Below are 16,407 nucleotides of genomic sequence, written 5' to 3'. Positions count from 1 at the left end.
TTGTCTTGCGACAAAAACCTTGCTTGCAAAGCTTGCACCGCCAGCTGGAAACCGGACAATAGCGGCCGATTATGTTAAGGGGTAGCTATGACAACTTTGCCAGCCCTTGCCCTTGTGCAAGATGCTTTTCCTGTTGGTGCCATTGAGCAAAATGCCGAGCGCATTATTGCCAAAGCGCAGCAAGCCGAACCCAATACTCTGGTATTGTTCCCAGAACTCACGCTTACAGGCTACCCTCCTGAAGACTTATTATTGCGCAGCAGTTTACAAGCCCGCGTAGAGCAGGCGCTGGCTAGTATTTGCGCTGCCAAACTACCACAAACCCTAGTATTTGGTTTGCCGTGGCGCGAAGAGGGCAACTTATATAACTGCCTCGTTGTGGTAAAAGATGGCGATATATTACATTGGTATCGCAAGCGCCACCTGCCGAATTATCAAGTGTTTGATGAGCAGCGTTATTTTACTGCTGGTGATGCGCCATTGGTCATTGACCATAATGGCCAAAAACTCGGTTTGCTAATTTGTGAGGACTGCTGGGTAGAAGAGCGCGTCAGCGAGCTTACCGAGCTAGGTGCCGAGCATATTCTGGTAGCCAATGCCTCGCCTTGGCACCTTGAACGCCATGAACAGCGCTTAGCCTGGGTTAAGCAACTCGCAAGTCAGTTTAACGTTGCCATCGCCTACGTTAACCTGTTTGGCGGGCAAGATGAGTTGGTGTTTGATGGCAGCTCAATCTGGGTAGATGCCCAAGGTGAAGTCATCGCTCTGGGTAGCTATTGTGATGCAGATGTGGTTATTCCCGGCAAAGTGGCTGCTTGGCCAAGTGAACGCCCAGCCACCGTTTGGCCAGTACTAGTGACTGGTTTGCGCGATTATGTAAACCGCAATGGTTTTCCTGGCGTGGTACTAGGGTTGTCTGGTGGTATCGACTCAGGCCTATCACTTGCTATCGCTGTCGATGCACTTGGCGCCGAGCGTGTTGAAGCGGTAATGATGCCATTTCGCTACACCTCTGAAATGAGTATTGCAGATGCCGCTGAGCAAGCCAATATTCTAGGGGTAGGCTACCGGGTGTTATCCGTAGAGCCAGGCTTTGACGCTGTGATGGAAACTCTGGCACCAGAGTTTGTCGGCCAGCCGGTAGATGTGACCGAGCAGAATGTTCAGTCGCGGTTGCGTGGCCTGCTACTGATGAGCTTATCGAATAAATTGGGCCATATGGTGCTCACTACCGGTAATAAGTCGGAAATGGCAGTAGGGTACGCGACGCTGTATGGTGACATGTGTGGTGGTTACAACGCGCTAAAAGACTGTAGTAAAACTCTGGTTTGGGAACTATCTCGTTGGCGCAACGAGCAGGGTGATGGCGTGCGTATTCCTTGGCGAGTGATCGAGCGGCCACCGTCAGCTGAACTAGCACCTGGGCAAAAAGATGAAGACAGCTTACCACCTTACGACATATTAGATGCCATTATTCATCATTATGTTGAATGTGATGTGAGCGCTGAGGACATTATTAAGCTTGGTTTTGAGCGTGAAGACGTGCTACATGTAGTGAAGTTAATCGATCGCAATGAGTACAAGCGCCGCCAAGCACCAGAAGGTGTAAGAATTACACCACGAGGCTTTGGTAAAGACCGCCGCTACCCTATTACACAAGGCTGGCAGCCAGGTATTTGAGCGGCAATGCCGCTCAAATTACTAGGCTAGATTTCTATGATGGTACGGTTCTTGTCTACCGTTGCTTGACCTATACCGCGCACGTTTGTTAACTCATCAGCGTTTGCAAACGGCCCAAACTCAGTGCGATAAGCCACAATGGCTTCTGCTTTCGCAGGCCCAACACCCACTAATAAGTCGGCCAGCATCTCTGCGTCGGCTTCATTAATATTAACGGTTACCAGTTGCGCAACCGTCTCTTCCATCACATCTTCCGCTGCCATGGCTGGCAAGCTTAGACCAACAAGTGAAAGTGTCATCAAGATTAGTGTTAGCATTTTTTTCATCATCATTTTCCTTATATAAAGCCACAGTCAAGCGTGCAACTGCTGCCAATCCGTGGCATTGATTGAGGTATGCTCTAGTGAGCACTTTCAGCCTAGGTGGTGTATGGGATTTGGATGTATTGACCGGTACTATATGAGTTGCTTATAGGTTGCAGAAATATGACAGTCAAGGCAGTTTTTCTTGGTTGCCTGCCTGATTGTGTAGCTTGAATACTAGGGAATGCCAGCAGCACTTCTTGGGCAGGCGCATGTGATGTTGATAAGCGACCGCTAAGACTTTTTGCTGTTGGCTATAGAGTTTTTAACTGGGCTTTTAAAGTTTCGAAGCGCGCGCGTTTTTCTTGTTCAGAGCTTGGTGCATCTGCAATATCTACCTGCCCATCACCTAGCTCAGTTAAATCTAGTGCTGCAGTGGTAGTGGGTGCTTCCTCTGGTGCTTGCTGTTGCGCCAGTGCTTGCTCTAGCACTTCTATCGCACCTTCCGAACCAGATAAGTCAACGTCTGGCTGGTCGGCAAACTTCTCAAGGCGTTGATAAAGTTTGCTAAGTACCTGTTCAATTTCTTCGTTGCTGCGCGGCTGGCTGCGTAACCAGTCCTGCGCACTTTCTGCTGATGTAGACATTATTGGAAGTTATGAATGATCTTGTTGAGTTTATCGAGCTTGCGAAATACGGTGGATTGTACATCACGACGCTCAAACTCGGAAAGCAAATGTAGGTTCGACAGCTTAATGCGGTGCAAATGAATGCAGGGATGTTCGGCGCGAAATTCTCTTAGGTCACCTTTAATCATAACCGGCACGAAAGGGTCATTCGAGCTTGCTGATGCCAGCATTTTATTGATTGCTGCCACGGCTGGAATGGGTCTAGGCGGCTGGCCATTCTTGTTGTTGATCATCATGTGCAAGCCACGCTTGCCTACTAGCTCGCCGGGAATAATGTAAAGCCCAGTGTCGCGAATTGCCGTTCTTTCAATACTAATAAACGTATCATGAAAGGCATAGGGGTTAGGCAACACTACCAGCTTAGCGTTCTCTTTCGAGGGAAAGTTGAGGGTGTAGTTTGAATACACCTGCTCAACTGATGGGGAATAAACGCAAAGCTGGCCTTCAAACTGCATAATGAATTGGCGTGCACGCTCACGCTTGCGAAACTTTTCCAGACTCCATTCCAGATCTTTGTTTTGTTCCTGTGGTTCTGGCATTGCCACTTCGACTCCTTAACTAGATTCAGTATGATGGCACTGGACAGTTCGAACTAAGTTACCGTACTAGACAGTATAGTCTTACAATAATTGATAATGCTCGCCTAACTAGGCAGTAATTTTACCCTTTGGAGTGTTCATGGAAGTTTCCCTTGCGATTACTGGTGCCTCGGGCGCGCAATATGGTATTCGTTTACTTGACGTTTTAATGGCGCAAGGCCATAGCGTGCATTTGGCTGTGTCGAAAGCCGCGGCAATGGTGATCAATATAGAAACGCCTGAGCAATGGCCTGGTAGTTTGCGTGCTCAACAGCAATGGTTAGATGAGCGCTATCAGGGGCAAAAGGGATCGGTAAAAATCTATGGTGAAAATGATTGGATGAGCCCAATGGCATCTGGCTCCTCTAGTGCGGATACCATGGTGGTATGCCCATGCTCAACCAGCACCTTATCGGCCATTGCCACAGGGGCCAGTAACAACCTAATTGAGCGGGCAGCGGATGTGGTGCTCAAAGAGCGCGGCAACCTGATTGTGGTGCCACGCGAAACCCCGATGAATACTATTCACCTGCGCCATATGGTGACCCTTTCAGAGTTGGGTGTAACGGTGCTGCCAGCTGCCCCTGGTTTTTACCAGTTACCTAAAACCATTGACGATATGATCGATTTTGTTGTCGCACGTATCTTGCAAGCTATGAAACTTGAGCAAGATTTATTGCCTAAGTGGGGCTACAAAGGTTCTGAATAACCCCTAATCGCCGCCGTGCTACTTCCTCACTGATGGCTTTGCCAGCAAAGCCATCAGCAATGACCGCCTGCACGTCTACTTGTTGAGTTGCGTTAATCAGTTGGCGCAACAGGTCTATATGCTGGTAAGCCTTGTTGGTAAAACCTGAGCGGCCACGGTAATCACACTGGCAGGCTTGCATAAACTGCTCGCCAAGCTCTGGCTTGCGCCAAACATCGAGCGCTGTAAGCAACTCCATGATGGTTTCTGGGCTTAAGTCGTGTATGCGATGAACATGGCTGTGCCACTCGGCGACGACTAGCGCTAGTTTTTGCCACGCTTTTGGAACGCGCAAACGTTCACTTAATGCATTAATCGGGGCTAGTCCCAAACGCTCATGGCCACGATGATGCGGCCAGTCATTCGGATCGGTAAGCCCTTTACCCAAATCATGGCAAAGCACCGCGAAGCGCACAGCTTCGGGCAATTGCTCGGTGCAAGCAATCGCTAATGCCATGGAAACATGAACGGCTGTATCAACTTCTGGGTGATAGTACTGTGGTTGTGGTACGCCAAATAGTGCGTCTAACTCCGGGAACCATTGTTTTAAAGCACCGCATTGACGTAAGGCCAAAAAAAACGGCCAAGGGGTAGGGCAGTTTAAAGCTTTTTGCAGCTCGGCTAATACGCGCTCACCCGACAGTGAGCGCAAGTCACCTGACTCGGTCATTTTACCCATTAGGTTGAGCGTTTCAGGTGCGATGGTAAACCCTAGATCGCTAAAGCGAGCATAAAACTGTGCCACTCGAAATACTCTAAGTGGGTCTTCACTAAACGCTTCAGATACATGTCGCAGAACTCTGTTTTGTAGATCCTGTTGGCCACCATAAGGGTCCACGAGGGTGCCGTCTTCGGCAAGGGCAATGGCATTGATGGTGAGGTCACGGCGGCAAAGATCTTGTTCAACGGTCACATCCGGTGCAAAGTCGCAGATAAAGCCGGTATGGCCGCTGCCCGAACGCTTTTCGGTGCGCGCTAGGGCAAACTCTTCATTGGTTTTGGGGTGTAAAAAAACAGGGAAGTCTTTGCCAACTTGTCGAAAACCAGCCTTCAGCATTTGCTCAGGGGTCGCCCCGACCACTAGCCAGTCTTTATCTTTCACTGCTATGCCCAACAATTGGTCACGCACAGCCCCGCCTACTAGATACTTTTGCATCACCTACCTCCGCGGCGCAAGGTTAGCGCCACTGCCGGTAAACTACAACCAAGCTCCTAGAATTTTAGGCTTAATTGACCACTTACGCCAAAGGTTGCAATGGCCTCGGTTAAGCTCGCCGATGGAATAAAGTACCCCGCCACCGACACCCCTAAACCAAATGGCGTCACCCCCATGCCTGCACTAATGGCGCCAGGTAGATCATCGACTAGATTGTCGCGATAACCAACGCGCAAGGCTGCTGCGTTGAATAGGTCCAATTCGCCACCTATGCCAAAGTAGCGAGAGGGTTTGCCTATGCCAACTGAGCTGTTGCGGGTAACGTCGATATCGGCACTTACCGATGCAAAACCAGCCCAGTCGTAGGCCGCACCAAGGCGTAGCTGTGGGCGCAGCTCAATTGAAGCGCCTTCACGGTTATCGTCACTGGGTAAAATTTCAATGGTTATGGGCATGATATCGGCTACCATTAGGCCACCCGTTACTTGCCCCTCTGGGCTGACTTGCCAAGTTTTGGCTAAGCCAATGTCGGCATTAACACCAAAATAGCTGCGTTGGTTCTCCAGCAAGACCCAAGGGTTATCAATTAGTAGCTGGGCTTCTTGTGGTTTGATATCTCGCGCAACCACGCCAAAATGTTGCAGTTTAGGCGAAACACCCACCGCAAAACCACCAAAATAAGGTAGCTCTGCTGAATAGGTAATAGCAGCTTCGGTTAGCACAACACCCGCTGCTCGAATGGCAGTGGCGATATTTTGGGTATTGGTCAATTGCTGGGAGAACCAGTTAAAGTTAAACATGCCATTGCGTACCGGGCACTCTGATTCTGGTTTCGGGTTCGCCGCGCCTACTTCGCAGCCTGGTGTGGTATAGCTCGTTACGCCACTAATTTTTTCATTTACCGAAACGCTATCGTCAGAAATCTGGTTAGAGAGCGCGCTGATGTTTTCTGCCTGAGTACGCAGTGCAGTTAAGGCAGTGGCGCAGGTATTGAAATCTGTGCATGCATTGTATTGTGCCCGCGCTAGGTTAAAGCTTTCTAGGGCAGTGGTGAGACCGTCTATCGAATTAGACCAATCGGTAACCGCTTTGGAGGCGTCGCTGGCGGCGCCAGAAATGTTATCAATTTCTTCTGCCGCGAGTTCTATTGGGTCTAGGTCACTGGTTTCTACTAAGGCATTGAGCTCCAGTGCACTCTTGCTGTGAAAGGTAAAGCCAGTATTGAACGTACTGAACCCTAGGTTAGCCCCGGCAGTCACTTGCGTTCCAACATTTAACGAGCGGTTATCTAGCCCAACAATACCTCGTCTTGTGGCGACTAGCGCTTCTTGAACGCGCTGTGATTCTGCTTGCAAACTCAGCAGCTTCGACTCAAACGCACGGTTGTTGCCTCGCAAGTTGTCGTTTGCGAGATAAACATCTTGTGCCGCGGCGGCAATGGCAGGGTCGGCCTGGTCACTGCTGTTAGAGTTGGTAATAAGATTAATTAACTCACCGACTTCGGCCAGAACTGTCCCTGTGCCTGTCGTGAGCTGAGACAAGTTTTCACTAAAGCTAAGCTTATCCTGCTCGCTTGCTGTCGGGTCATCTGGATCGGCACCATTGAGCGCGGTGAGCAAGGCGTTTAGCTGCAGGCCTTCTAAGTCTTGAATGGCTTGCAAGTCGGTATTGGCAAATTCTTGCACATAGCTAAACAGACCTTCTTGGTCATCAAGGTAAGCGCTGGTGGCAGGCAGTAGCAGCGAGAAGCGGTACGACTGGCGTTGGTTGGCAAGCAAGGCTGGGTTAAACAACTGCGCTACATAAGGGTCGGCCGATGCTGTCCCCGTGCCACCCATTGCCATGGAGCGCGCATCACCACCATCGAAGCCATCGGCATGAGCCAGCGTAGAAAGCCACAAAGCAGGTAGCAAAATGTAAAAATACAGCGCTAATCGCTTACTAATCCGCTCCATAAACTGCCTATTAATTAATCGGGTAGGCCTATGTTTTACCGGATTTGTTAACTCTTTCATGCTGTTAAATTGTGTAACTGTGGACTGGTTCATGGATTGATTGTGGAGAAAAACTGTCAAGCAAACAGAGCAGCCGCCGATAAGGCAAACAATGATGACAAAAGAATGGAGTAGCAAATGATGTTACTGCAACGAATCAGCCTGTTGCTGTTTAGTGCCGTGTTGCTGTCGGGGTGTGCACTATGGCCGTTTGGCGAAAGTGAAGAAGAGCGTCAACGCGCCGAAATCGTCGAGGATATTGCCGAACTCAACCGAAAGGTACCTGAACTAGCGCCTAGTACATTTAGGGCTGTAGGCTATGGCACGATGGCGATGCAAAACAGCGCAATCACGTCTGGGCAACGCAAAATTCTGGCCATGCGCGCATCTCAGGTTGATGCCTATCGCTCGCTGGCTGAAAGGGTTTATGGCACTAACCTAAGTGGTAATACTACCATTCAAAACTTAGCGGTAACGAACGATCAGCTAAAAGCCTTTATTGATACCACCATCATGGGCGCTCGCGTCATTGCCCAAACAGAAATTGAACCCGGCATTTATGAAACCGTAGTGGAAATGGTTGTCCATGAAGGCTTCCGTAATTGCTTGCGCACCCATATGAATGACCGAACTAATGTGGGGTGCAACTACGAATCGCTTTATGGCGTGGTAAATGATCACTCACGCCAAGAAGGCCCTGCTATAGGCCTAAATAACGACGGCATGTACTTTATCGACTAATCGAACATAAGATACCCGTGGATATGACGATGCGTTTGCTACTCTTGCTGACAATGATGATTGCCCTTCCGGTTGCTGCTCTAACGGTTGAAGCGACCGGGGAAGCAGAAATTCATTATGGTGATGTCTCTGCTGCGCGCTACGCAGCGGTACGCCAAGCCATGGCCATGGCGGCGGAGATGGGCAGTGTGCGTGTGCAAAGCCAATCGCAGTGGCAGTCGGGTGAAATTGTGCAGTTTCAAATTCAAACACAAACCCGAGCTGGCGTTACCACGGTGGCCATTGTAGAAGAGCAAGTTCGTGCTAACAGTGTCTGGGTAAAAATTGAAGCCGAGGTAACCCCCGAAGCGGTTTGCCGTTATCCTTCCAACGGCCTTCGCCGCTCGGTCGTTGTTGCAGGCTTTGATCTAATCGATAACGCAGGTGCGCGACTAGGCAAGCTAGAGCAAGTTCCCACTCGCACCGCCCAATATATTGCTCAGCAGTTACAGCAAAGTAGCCAGCACCTAGTATTGGATGCTAGCTACATGAGCGCCCAGCCAATGCCGCAGTCGGCACCCACCTATATTAACGAGCGTGATCAACTGACCAATGCGGTGGCGCAATCCACGCGCGAGCTAGGTGGCCAATATATCCTCAGTGGTGTGGTAGTGAGCCTAAGCTCAGGTGGCGAAGTCGGGCCTGTCACTCGGGTTAACCAGTTACAGCAACAGCTTGGTATGGGGTCAACCAACCGAGGTCGGCAATTTGCCATGAAGGTATTTCTCCACGATGCGCAATCCGGTGCTTTGGTCAATCAATGGTTGATTGATATCGAAGCCGACTGGCGCGTGCCTCGCACGCAAAGTACTGGCTACTTAACGCCCGCTTTTGCTCGCACCGACTATGGGCAAGCGGTAAATAATGTGCTGGCTGACGTAGCAGAAAGTGTTGCCGAGCAACTCAGTTGCCAGCCATTTATGGCAAACATCAGCCATGTTGATGGCAATAAAATAATGTTTGAAGTGAGTTCAACCAGTGGTGTGCGCCCTGGGGATATGTTGGCAGTGCTGCGCAAAACAGAAGCTTTTAACAGGCAAGGACAAGCCACTTGGCAGCTTACCGATACCAAGATTATGGCAACAGTCACTAAGGTTCAGCCCTATCTAGTGGTGGCAGAGCTGCCAGTACAAGGGCACCAGCTCAATTTGCAAGTTGACGACGTGCTAGTGGCTTGGTAAGCAATACCAATCACTTAACTAGGTTTTTGAACTTGCCAGCGCTGTTTGCTGTCTAGGTCAATTAGAGTGAGCTGGTTACCCCATACATATCCCGTATCCAAGCCAATGATCTCACTGTGCCCAGTTGCGCCCATAAGAGCCGCCCAGTGGCCAAAAACAATTTGGCGCTGGCGTTTTGGATTTGGCCAGCTAAACCAGGGTGCAAACCCCTCTGGTGCGCAGTCTGGGCTGCCGGAATGGGCAAACTCAAGCTTGCCTTGAGCATCGCAAAAGCGCATGCGTGTACAATAATTGGTAATTAAGCGTAAGCGCTCCCAGCCCGATAATTGCTCGTGCCAAGTATCTGGTGTATTGCCATACATGTTGTCGAAGTACTGGGCGCGTTGTTTCTTTGATTGCAACACGCTGCTTACTTCTACGCTGTAGTCAATCAGTTGCTGGTCACTCCACACGGGCGGCAGGCCAGCGTGCACCATTAAATAGGTGTCGCTAGCATGGGCTAGAGGCTGCTGATAAAGAAAATCAAACAGCTTGTTGCGTTTAGGGGCGTTGAGTATCTCGTCAATGGTGTCTTTTTTGCTTGGTTTGCCATGGCCATGCGCTTTCGCTAGCAGGCTTAAATCATGGTTGCCCAATACCATTTGCATGCAATGATCGTGTTGCATCACAAACTCAAGGCTAGCCAAGGATTCTGGGCCGCGGTTAACAATATCGCCAACTAACCAGAGTTCGTCTTTGCCAAACTGAAAGTCAACGATAGCCAGCAACTGTTTCAATGGTGTGAGATTACCTTGCAGGTCTCCCACGGCATAGCGTGCCATAACTTCCTCGTGTTAGTGCAAAGCTAAAGGTTGGGCGAGTACAAACGCCTCGATCGGCGCCTGAAAACTGCGACCATTCGTTGGCTGCATTAAATAATGGCCAGACATGGTTGCTGTGGGCGAAGGCAACACAGCAAAGCTGTTGTACTCATAACTTTGGCCAGCAGCAATAATAGGTTGCTCGCCAACTACACCTTCCCCTTCCACTTCTTGGCGCTGGCCATTGCCATCATCGATGATCCAGTAGCGGCGTAACAGCTGTACGGCCTCATCACCTAGGTTGTCGATTTGCACTCGATACTTAAAAATGTATTGCAATTGGTTGGCCGCCATTCGTTGACGGTCAAACTCGCTGCTCACGGATATTTTAATGCGATCACTCATAGCAGGTTACTTAATGCAACAAACTGTTCAACGGATACTTTTTCAGGGCGAATGCTGGCGCTAATATCGAGCGATTCAATTTGCTCGGCGGTCAACAATCCCTTCAAATTATTCTTCAGCGTTTTACGCCGCTGGCTAAAAGCTTGGCGCACCAAGTTAGCAAATACTTGCTCATCTTTTGCTTGCAGTGTTGCTGGTCGCGGCATCAATCGAACAATGGCTGAGTCAACTTTAGGTGGTGGGTTAAACGCACCAGGGCCGACATTAAACAAATGGGTGCTGTCACAATAATACTGCACCATTACCCCTAGGCGGCCATAAGCAGAGCTGCCAGGTTCGGCACACAGGCGCTCTACCACTTCTTTTTGCAGCATAAAATGCATATCACTAATGCTGTCTTTGTGACTGAGCAAATGGAAGATCAACGGCGTGGAGATATTATACGGTAGGTTACCGACCACACGGATTTTGGCTTGCGCCAAGGCCGAAAAATCGAACTTCATTGCATCGGCTTCATGAATGGTCAATGCTGCGGCTTGAAAAAATTTCGCCCGCAGAATTGGTACCAAATCGCGGTCGAGCTCAACCACATCAAGATGCCCTTGTGTGCCAGCCAATAAGCCTTCTGTCATTGCGCCCTGGCCTGGGCCAATTTCAACAATGCGTTGCCCAGGTTTAGGGTTGATCGCACTAATAATGCGATCGATGACACGTTGGTCGTGCAAAAAGTTTTGACCAAAGCGTTTGCGTGCCTTATGCATTCAATTTCCTAACAGTTGCCATCTCTTGTGCTTGTTGCACCGCTGCAACAAAGCTTCCGCTGTCGATGTTACCACAGCCTGCTAAATCTAGGGCGGTACCATGATCAACCGAGGTTCTAATGATTGGTAAGCCTAGCGTGATGTTCACCGCTTGCCCAAAGCCTTTGTGCTTGAGTACTGGTAAGCCTTGATCGTGGTACATCGCCAATACTGCGTCACAATTATCTAGGTATTTAGGGGTGAACAGGGTATCGGCTGGTAACGACTGAGAAAAATCCATCCCTTGTTCACAGAGCTTGCGCAGGGTTGGATCGATCACCTCTATTTCTTCCCGCCCCAAATAGCCCCCTTCGCCAGCATGTGGATTTAACCCACACACCAAAATTTTGGGTGCTGAGATGCCAAACGATTGCTGCAAGTCTTGGTGTAGAATGGTGGCAACCTGAGTTAAGCGCTGTTCGGTAATGGCATCGGCAATGTCTCGCAGCGGTAGATGCGTTGTGACCAGCGCTACACGCAGCCCAGGGCAGGCTAGCATCATGACCACGCGTTCAACACCACAGCGTTCTTGGAAAAACTCCGTGTGGCCACTAAACGTATAACCAGCGTCGTTAATAACGCCCTTATGAGCCGGGGCGGTAACCAGCGCTTGGCATTCATCATCTAAACAAGCATCACAGGCTTGGCTGAGCTGGTTGATTACCGACTTTGCATTCGCTGGGTTGAGCTGACCGGCCACCACAGGCTCGCTGACTGGGCAGTCGATCACGTACAAGCTGCCCGCCGGCGCTGGTTGGTCGGCTGGTGGCAGTAACTCCAACGGTAGATTAAGTTGTTTTGCCCTGGCGGTGAGTGTTGCAGTACACCCATATACCACCAGTACTTGCTGCCAAGCCTGCTGTGCAGCCATTACGCACAGGTCGGGGCCGATACCCGAAGGTTCGCCCATAGTCACAGCGATTCGCATTATTTCACCTCAATAAATGCTTGGCTGCGCAAGTCGAGTAGCCACTGCTCAAGTGCTCGCTGAGTTTTGGCCTCACCTAGTTGCTGGCGGACTTGCGCTCGTTTGACTTCTTCACCATTGGTGCTGACGCGAGTGTCTTCTAGTTGTGCAATATGCCAGCCAAAGCGACTTTCAAATGGCTGCGAACGCTCACCCACTTCCAACTCGCTAATGACTTCTCCAAACTCGGGCACCCAGCCTTCTGCTGCCGACCAAGGTAGTAAACCACCGTTTTGCGCGCTGCCGCCATCTTCCGAGAACTGAGCTAATGACGCCATGCTTTCACCATTCTGCATACGTTGGGCTAGATCATTAATGATCGCGCGAGCCGCTTCGGTATTGCGGCCTTGAGTACCAACCAGCAGGTGGCGAACTTGGTATTCGATCACTGTGCTGCCATCATCAATGTCGCTAACGACTGCTAGGTGCCACGCATCACCCGATTCAATAACAGGTGTGGCTTGGCCTTGGCGCAATCCTGGCACGTTGTCACGGAAGATAGATGGTAGGTCTTCAACAGCACGCCAGCCTAAATCTCTAGGCTCAGGCACTAAGTCGGCCAATGTTGCACCTTGCGCAAGTTGTTCAGCCACCGCGTTCGCTTCGCTTTGCTCGGTAAAACGTGCATAGAGAAGGCGATACTGCACATTGGTGGCCGATAACCCTGCTTGACTGGCTAAAAATTCATCAATTTCACGCTCACCTACGGTTACCTCGCGGCTGATGATTTGCCGTTGCAGCTGTTGAATGGTGAGCTCGTTTACCACCTGCTCGCGCAACAAAGCGAAGTCATCACCCATGCGTTCAATCAGAGCAGTCAGTGATAGCCCTTGTTGCTGGGCAAAGTTAGTTAGGGCGCGCTCAAGCGTGCGCTGATCAACGCTTATGCCTTGCCGAGCAGCTTGCTCAAGTTGCAACTTTTCTAGCACAATTTGATCAATAATCTGTTGCTCAACTTGTGGGGTGATGGCCTGGCCAGTTTGTTGGCGCACTTGCGTAGCGCGCTGTTCTATTTCCGACTGCAAAATGACGGACTCGTTCACCACTACGGCCACCCGGTCGAGCAGCTGAGCTTGACTGAGTGTGGCCAATGCCATGGCGAAAACTGCTATTAACTTGCGCATATATACTCCTAACGGAACTGGAACAGGCGTCCAGCATACCCTTTAAACTGGCTTAATAATTCATCGATACCATCATTGTGGGCGGCAACGCCTTTCAGGCGAACTTCAATAAATAACCCATCGTCAATGCTAGCAAACGGAGAGGGGGCATCGTCTACTGGCGCGCCCGCTTCTGTTTTGGGTGCAATATCTTGTTGATATGCCACGCGAATATGGCTGCAGCAGCTATCCCATTCAGCACCATAAACTACCTTGCGCAGAGATACGTTATTGTACTTGCCTTCTTCATTGTGCCAAGTCGCACCTGCCAACACGCCAAGCGTGTCACTTAAACGTATTTGACCCGATGCTTTTAGTTCGTCATCAAACTGTGCTTCGTCCTCTAATCCCTCTCGTTGCCAAGCAAGGTTAAGGAACTGGCGCTGGCCGCCATAATGCAGGGCAAAGTTGCGTTTTGCTAATCCGTAGCTATCCGCTTCGAGCCACCGACTGCTGGTGCTCTCTATGTAGTCGAACTCCAATACACCAGAAAACTCTAGGTCACTACGAGGTGTCCACGCGGCTTTAAGTTGAATGCCTGTTGGCACTTGCTGCCAATCCGGGTCTACGTCTGCGATGATAAACTGATCGCCTTTTATGGTTAAGCGCTCCTGTGCTAACTTGAGCCCTTGGGTAGCCTGCGCACTAAACTTAGTTTGCCCATCCACTAATATGCGGTGAGTGAGCGAGAACTGTACTCTCTCTAGGTCCGCCAACGCATCACCACCACTAAACCGACTCGGGTTGCTGTATTGGTCGCTGGCAACTTTGGTGTCGACCACAGGATTGAACTGTTGCTCGTTGACTAAGGGTACATACAAATAACGTACGTTTGGTTCAAAACTAAATTTGACGCCGAGCCTGTTCGGCTCACTGGTTAATCGCATGCCTTGGCTAACATTTAGGCTCGGCACAATGGCTGCTTGTGGTGTGGTTTTCTCTTGTGGCCACTCGTCTTCGTAGTCTAACCAATGTTGAATGCTAGTTGCCTGCGCAGATATTTGGCCTGGTAAAGCGGTGCTACCCCAGCTGCGGCTCAGGGTTATTTGGTTGCGCCAGCGGTTCACGGTTAGGTCATTGCTCACTTGCTCAGCCAATGCTGCAATATCTGGTTTGCTAAACTGTGTCAGTTCACTATTGGCTTGCCCACGTATTTGGCTTGGCAAGCTTGTTTGGTAGCCGAGTGTTATCTGCGGCCACAAACGGAACTTTCGATCCGCCAGCACCAGTTGTTCATCCGGTTTGGCTGGCTCGGTTCTGTCTATCAACAGACCCGCTTGCCAATTTCCTTGGCGCCATTTTAGCTTGGCGTATTGGTCGTAGCTTGTTACTGGGTCATCAGCAAAAGCAAAGTCTTGTTGCCATTGTGGGTCGCTGGCGTCGGCGGCTTTAATCTGCAAGCTTAAATTTTCGGTTGGCTGGCCTTGGTGACTAAACTGCCAATACCAGCGACTAGAGAGCTCTGGGTTGGCGTTAGCGAAATTACGCGTGGCAATAAATCGGGAAGCATCTAGTTGGCCTTGGTGACGCTGGGTTAGATAGCGTATTTCTACATCTGGTCGGCTACCAACCTCTTTGTACCAATGCCAAGTGAGTGTGCTGTCATAGTTCGGTGCCAAATTTAAATACAAAGGCTGGCTGATGGCTGTAGGTAGTAGTCCATCGCCACCGAATTTTACCGTTGGGGTCAATAAACCAGTCGCCCTCTGGTCGGTCAGCGGAATCGACAAGTAGGGTACCCACAGCACAGGGACGCCATACACGTTTACCCAAGCGCTGATGGCTTGCGCGCGACCGGCTTGGCGGTCAATCGTGAGGCGGTGGCTGCCAACCCGCCAAGTGTTGCTGTCTGGCGCACAGCGACTGAAGCTTACATTGCGCAGCCTTACCTTGCCCGAGGGTAATTGTTCGTATTGCTCGGCAAACCCATTGAGCTGGCTGTCGTGTAACACAAAACGGCCATCGCTGGCGCGAAAAGCACCTGTTTCATCGCGTAGCACTCGACTGCCTTGCCCGTAAAAACCGGGTTCGCGAACTTCATATTGGCCGCTAACGTTTGCAACACCTGTTTCACGATTGAACGTTATACTATCTCCGGCAATAAATTGATTGCCCTGCAAAACACTGGCATTACCGCTTAATAAGTACTCATTATTGCTTAAGCTGTACTCGCTGAAATCACCTTGATATTGAATTTGGTTAGCATCACCCGCGACAAAAGGATCAATAAACGCACCTGTGCAGGCCGGCGAAATTTGCTGGCGCAAACCTGCTGGCACCTGATCGATGGGTTGCCAGTCAGCCAGTGACCACGCCGGTAGCATGGCAAATAATAAGTATGGGCTAAGTGGCTTTGGCATGCGTTGGGCAGTTTCCTTGGGCAATAGACCGCACAATCATATAAAATCATTAGAGTTAGCACTAGCATCGTTGGAGTTTCGATGAATCGCTCATTCATCCGCGCCTCAGCCAAGTTTTTGGGCGGCGCCATAGGGAAGAAAAAACGTCAGGTAAAACAAGCAGCGCAAACAGTGGCGGTTGCTGCGCAGTTTCGCTCGCCGTTGTTTGTTGAAACCTTGTTCGCCACGATGGGGCACCTTGCGGTGGCAGATGGGCGCGTGAACGAATACGAAATCGCGTTTGCTCGCGACCTGATGAAACGCTTGCAGCTAACCGACCCACAAACTGAAAAAGCCATGCTGGCGTTTAATCAAGGGAAAGTAGCCGATTGGCCGATGCTAAATAAGTTGACCGAGTTGCATCAGCGCTATCAAGACAAACAGTGGATCGCGCATTGCTTTGTGGAGTGGCAAATTCGCTTTTGCTTAACCGATGGCAGCTTGCAGTCACTAGAGCGCGTTCAGTTAGCACGTATCGCGCAAGTGCTAAACATTAATCAAGTGCAGTTTGCTTCGCTGCTGAGTAAAGCGCAGCCTAAACGCCGCGTACCTCAGGCGACGACCAGCATTAAAGATGACCTAGCAGTATTTAAACTAACGACACAAGCCAAATGGCAGGATGTCAAAGGCGCCTACCGCAGGTTAATCTCTCAATATCATCCCGACAAACACCCGAGTGATGAGCAAAAAGCGAAGCACATTAATGCAGCATATACCCGCTTAGACAAACATTGGCGCCAGTATCGCACCTTTCAATAGCTGGTT

Annotated in this window: 16 protein-coding genes; 5 read left to right on the top strand and 11 right to left on the bottom strand. The window is 50.2% G+C overall.

The genetic code is table 11. The features are described 5' to 3' along the window. Positions 1 to 87 precede the first annotated feature (87 nt). The gene (locus DUW71_RS01185) at positions 88 to 1,680 is read left to right on the top strand and encodes an NAD+ synthase (RefSeq protein ID WP_119393404.1); all 1,593 of its coding nucleotides are present in this window, start codon (positions 88 to 90) and stop codon (positions 1,678 to 1,680) included. A gap of 26 nt (positions 1,681 to 1,706) precedes the next feature. Here DUW71_RS01185 and DUW71_RS01180 read toward each other — a convergent pair whose 3' ends face one another. The 3 genes from DUW71_RS01180 to DUW71_RS01170 all read right to left on the bottom strand — a co-directional run bounded on the left by DUW71_RS01180 (position 1,707) and on the right by DUW71_RS01170 (position 3,210). Next, positions 1,707 to 2,006, bottom strand: a complete 300-nt coding sequence (locus DUW71_RS01180) for a ComEA family DNA-binding protein (RefSeq protein ID WP_199671116.1) — start codon at positions 2,004 to 2,006, stop codon at positions 1,707 to 1,709. Between the two features lie 290 nt (positions 2,007 to 2,296). Further along, positions 2,297 to 2,629 carry a hypothetical protein gene (locus DUW71_RS01175; RefSeq protein WP_119393402.1) on the bottom strand — a complete coding sequence of 111 codons (333 nt, stop codon included), beginning with the start codon at positions 2,627 to 2,629 and terminating at the stop codon, positions 2,297 to 2,299. Continuing rightward, positions 2,629 to 3,210 (bottom strand): hypothetical protein, encoded by a 582-nt coding sequence (locus DUW71_RS01170; RefSeq protein ID WP_119393498.1) that lies wholly within the window; start codon positions 3,208 to 3,210, stop codon positions 2,629 to 2,631. Before DUW71_RS01170 ends, DUW71_RS01175 begins: the two co-directional genes overlap by 1 nt. A 139-nt stretch (positions 3,211 to 3,349) precedes the next feature. Here DUW71_RS01170 and DUW71_RS01165 point away from each other — a divergent pair, with 139 nt between their 5' ends. Further along, complete coding sequence (locus DUW71_RS01165) at positions 3,350 to 3,958, top strand: flavin prenyltransferase UbiX (RefSeq protein WP_119393401.1); 609 nt, start codon at positions 3,350 to 3,352, stop codon at positions 3,956 to 3,958. Here DUW71_RS01165 and DUW71_RS01160 read toward each other — a convergent pair. Next, positions 3,930 to 5,153, bottom strand: coding sequence for a multifunctional CCA addition/repair protein (locus tag DUW71_RS01160; RefSeq protein ID WP_119393400.1), 1,224 nt, complete (start codon positions 5,151 to 5,153; stop codon positions 3,930 to 3,932). The genes DUW71_RS01165 and DUW71_RS01160 overlap by 29 nt on opposite strands. Positions 5,154 to 5,209: 56 nt before the next feature. Beyond that, positions 5,210 to 7,108 (bottom strand): hypothetical protein, encoded by a 1,899-nt coding sequence (locus DUW71_RS01155; RefSeq protein WP_119393399.1) that lies wholly within the window; start codon positions 7,106 to 7,108, stop codon positions 5,210 to 5,212. A gap of 177 nt (positions 7,109 to 7,285) precedes the next feature. Between DUW71_RS01155 and DUW71_RS01150 the strand changes: the two genes are divergently transcribed. Together DUW71_RS01150 and DUW71_RS01145 are read left to right on the top strand one after the other, a co-directional pair. Beyond that, positions 7,286 to 7,888, top strand: coding sequence for an LPP20 family lipoprotein (locus tag DUW71_RS01150; protein ID WP_119393398.1), 603 nt, complete (start codon positions 7,286 to 7,288; stop codon positions 7,886 to 7,888). A gap of 29 nt (positions 7,889 to 7,917) precedes the next feature. Next, positions 7,918 to 9,108, top strand: coding sequence for a flagellar assembly protein T N-terminal domain-containing protein (locus DUW71_RS01145; protein WP_158583818.1), 1,191 nt, complete (start codon positions 7,918 to 7,920; stop codon positions 9,106 to 9,108). A gap of 14 nt (positions 9,109 to 9,122) precedes the next feature. Here the strand turns inward: DUW71_RS01145 and DUW71_RS01140 are convergent, their stop codons facing one another. The 6 genes from DUW71_RS01140 to DUW71_RS01115 are packed head-to-tail and all read right to left on the bottom strand — an operon-like array spanning position 9,123 to position 15,603. Then, a complete protein-coding gene (locus DUW71_RS01140) occupies positions 9,123 to 9,929 on the bottom strand; it encodes a symmetrical bis(5'-nucleosyl)-tetraphosphatase (protein ID WP_119393396.1) in 807 nt (268 codons plus the stop codon). Positions 9,930 to 9,941: 12 nt separating this feature from the next. Then, positions 9,942 to 10,313, bottom strand: a complete 372-nt coding sequence (gene apaG, locus DUW71_RS01135; RefSeq protein WP_119393395.1) for a Co2+/Mg2+ efflux protein ApaG — start codon at positions 10,311 to 10,313, stop codon at positions 9,942 to 9,944. Then, complete coding sequence (gene rsmA, locus DUW71_RS01130; RefSeq protein WP_119393394.1) at positions 10,310 to 11,074, bottom strand: 16S rRNA (adenine(1518)-N(6)/adenine(1519)-N(6))-dimethyltransferase RsmA; 765 nt, start codon at positions 11,072 to 11,074, stop codon at positions 10,310 to 10,312. The genes apaG and rsmA overlap by 4 nt, the downstream gene beginning before the upstream one ends. Then, the gene (gene pdxA, locus DUW71_RS01125; RefSeq protein ID WP_119393393.1) at positions 11,067 to 12,041 is read right to left on the bottom strand and encodes a 4-hydroxythreonine-4-phosphate dehydrogenase PdxA; all 975 of its coding nucleotides are present in this window, start codon (positions 12,039 to 12,041) and stop codon (positions 11,067 to 11,069) included. Before pdxA ends, rsmA begins: the two co-directional genes overlap by 8 nt. Continuing rightward, positions 12,041 to 13,204 carry a peptidylprolyl isomerase gene (locus tag DUW71_RS01120; RefSeq protein ID WP_119393392.1) on the bottom strand — a complete coding sequence of 388 codons (1,164 nt, stop codon included), beginning with the start codon at positions 13,202 to 13,204 and terminating at the stop codon, positions 12,041 to 12,043. Before DUW71_RS01120 ends, pdxA begins: the two co-directional genes overlap by 1 nt. A gap of 8 nt (positions 13,205 to 13,212) precedes the next feature. Further along, positions 13,213 to 15,603 carry an LPS-assembly protein LptD gene (locus tag DUW71_RS01115; RefSeq protein ID WP_119393391.1) on the bottom strand — a complete coding sequence of 797 codons (2,391 nt, stop codon included), beginning with the start codon at positions 15,601 to 15,603 and terminating at the stop codon, positions 13,213 to 13,215. A gap of 81 nt (positions 15,604 to 15,684) precedes the next feature. Here DUW71_RS01115 and DUW71_RS01110 point away from each other — a divergent pair, with 81 nt between their 5' ends. Beyond that, entirely contained in the window at positions 15,685 to 16,401 is a 717-nt protein-coding gene (locus DUW71_RS01110) for a DnaJ domain-containing protein (protein WP_119393390.1), read from the top strand. The last annotated feature ends 6 nt before the right edge of the window (positions 16,402 to 16,407 follow it).

The sequence above is a fragment of the Salinibius halmophilus genome (assembly GCF_003577475.1).
GTDB lineage: Bacteria > Pseudomonadota > Gammaproteobacteria > Pseudomonadales > Natronospirillaceae > Salinibius > Salinibius halmophilus.
Note: the sequence above shows the minus strand (reverse complement) of the source record. Positions and strands in the feature narration are given on the sequence as shown.